Genomic DNA, 2,255 nt, shown 5'->3' with positions numbered 1-2,255 from the left:
TCGGTGGATGGGACAATTCCTTTTTAGAAAATTTGCTCAGTTTGATTGAAAATTGAAGTGCGTAGGCCGTGCAGGAGATCAGGGCACAACACACAACTTAATGTTTGCTTAATATTTAATTGATATGATTATACTCTATATTATCTGTGTTTTATTATTTAAATATTTGTTAAACTATTTAAAAATTGATGGAGTTGTAAGGATTTATGAAAATGGTTATTTATCAAAATTTCTACAATAAATATTCTAGGATATATTGGGTAAAATCGATTAAAAATTTGCGATAAAAATCCGTATATTTTCAAAGACAAATTTATAAAATTTTGATTAATCGATTGGTGATATTAATTAATTTTTAAAAACAAGATTTAATTGCCGTTTGTGATAATTTTGGTATATTTTTTTATGGAAATCCTTGGTTATAATACAAAAAAATCCAAAATTAATTTAAAAAATATGAGAAATTTATTTAAATGAAATGATGATGAAATAATAAATAAAAAACACTATATAAAGAATTTAACTGATCATCTTAAATTGAAAGCAATCAACATAAATTAAATGTCACATAAATTTATAAAAATAAAATGTTTATAATTAAAAAAGATAACGATAAAAGAAAAAGATATTTATTTAATTGGCGATGGCAATGAAAGAGATGAAAAAACTTATTTTTAATAAATGGAATAAAATATTTTCTTACCTATCTTAATTTTAATTAAAAATTAAGATATTTTAAATTTTAATCTAATTAATTATGAAAAAAAAAATTAAGAACATTATTTATCTTTGGCTTCAGTTTGAAGATAATAAAGAAATTAAAGTCTCATCGGGAAAAATCAGCACGGATTTCCTGTTTGTAAAAAAACAAATTCCTTACGCATTGGCTTGGTATGAAAAACACTCAAAGAGTGTTGAAGAGGATGGTGAAGATGAAGACGAGATCACAATGACTCAGGGCTTTTGCAATATGTTAAGATTAATACCAAAAATGACACGAGATCAGTATGAGAAGCTGCTAAATGATGCTGAAGATGATGATTTTTTATGTAATGACATTGATACAGCAATAAAATTGATGAATGAAAGAAAACAGAAAAAAGATAGGCAGAATAATATGGAATTTGAAGTTTGGAAGAAGGGATTGGCTAAAACAACTCATGAAATCCTAAAACCAATCATTCATTCTCAGAATGAACTAGCAATATTTGGAAGCGACCTCTTGGGCTACAGACAAACTCAAAAATATTTCGAATCAAAGGAAGGTGGAAATAAAATAACCTATCATTTCGAACAAACAAAACAGATTTTAGGGTGCGATGATGTGGGTGTGCGTGTATGGAATAGTGACTTTGAAAAACCAAGCGAAATCAATGCCAATCAGAATAAAAAACCAAGCAAAGGATGCGTCGTTGATGTACTTCAGGAAAACATAAGAAGATATTACCAGAATGAACCTTTAATACCCCTGTATTTTGTTATGCAAAGAGTAACGGATAAAGGCGCATATAATCAACAGGATGGCGAAATAGGTGAGAATTTACAGAATAGTGGGTTCAAAACCAGCAGCTCAAGCAAAAGGAATAGTATTACGGGAGCAGAGATGCGTATTGTTTGGAGGCTAAAAAATGAGTTGCATGACAAGGTTATAGCTCATATTTTATCGCATGTAACACGGGGACTAGTGATAGAGAGTACTTCTGATGAGAGTGATTTCCAGGTCATTTCAGTAAAAGAATGTGGTTCCCACTTACTTCCATGGGAAGTAAACAAATTAAGATGGATCAATAGGGACCGAAAGCATAGATTAGATGATTCTAAGCTGAGTGGAATTAAATGCAACGATTGGCTTTGGCGGTTGCTATGGTTTAAAAATGAAATGTCAGAAAAACCCTGCCAACACGGCAAGTTGCCTCAGATACCAGTTTTATGGAATGCACCTCTCTTGAAAAAAGACGATTTAAACTGCATTATAGCAAATAAAATTGAATTGTAAAATTCATTATTTTGGAGTTAGTTTGCAGATTGGGTTCGTTAAACTGGCTCGGGTCTGTAAATAATTTTGTGTAATTAGTCATAGTATATAATCTGTCGGCGCTGGATAGTGCTGACAATATGATGAGAAGAACTATGACTCAAGATATAGATGAATTAGCAAAAGAAATAGCCAGAAATTGCAAAACACCTGAAGATTTCACCGAGTTTTTCAAACAATTAAAAAGACGAGGATTGGAAGCTGCTCTAGCCGGCGAGCT

The 2,255-nt window shown here is 30.8% G+C and carries 1 protein-coding gene and 1 pseudogene; both read left to right on the top strand.

Annotated features, from left to right (window positions below; translation table 11 throughout):
- Positions 1-757 precede the first annotated feature (757 nt).
- On the top strand, positions 758-1,996 hold the full coding sequence (locus Lery_RS02760; protein WP_058525732.1) for a hypothetical protein: 1,239 nt from the start codon (positions 758-760) through the stop codon (positions 1,994-1,996).
- A 134-nt stretch (positions 1,997-2,130) separates the two neighbouring features.
- A pseudogene (locus Lery_RS15855) lies at positions 2,131-2,255 on the top strand (IS256 family transposase); the annotation flags it as partial.

This window comes from Legionella erythra (assembly GCF_001467615.1).
Taxonomy (GTDB): domain Bacteria; phylum Pseudomonadota; class Gammaproteobacteria; order Legionellales; family Legionellaceae; genus Legionella_C; species Legionella_C erythra.
The sequence above is the reverse complement of the archived record's forward strand: the minus strand, read 5'-3'. Positions and strand labels throughout refer to the sequence as shown.

Coding starts and splice junctions, on each gene's coding strand:
- Lery_RS02760 (WP_058525732.1), top strand. CDS start 758: ATGAAAAAAAAAATTAAGAACATTATTTATCTTTGGCTTCAGTTTGAA.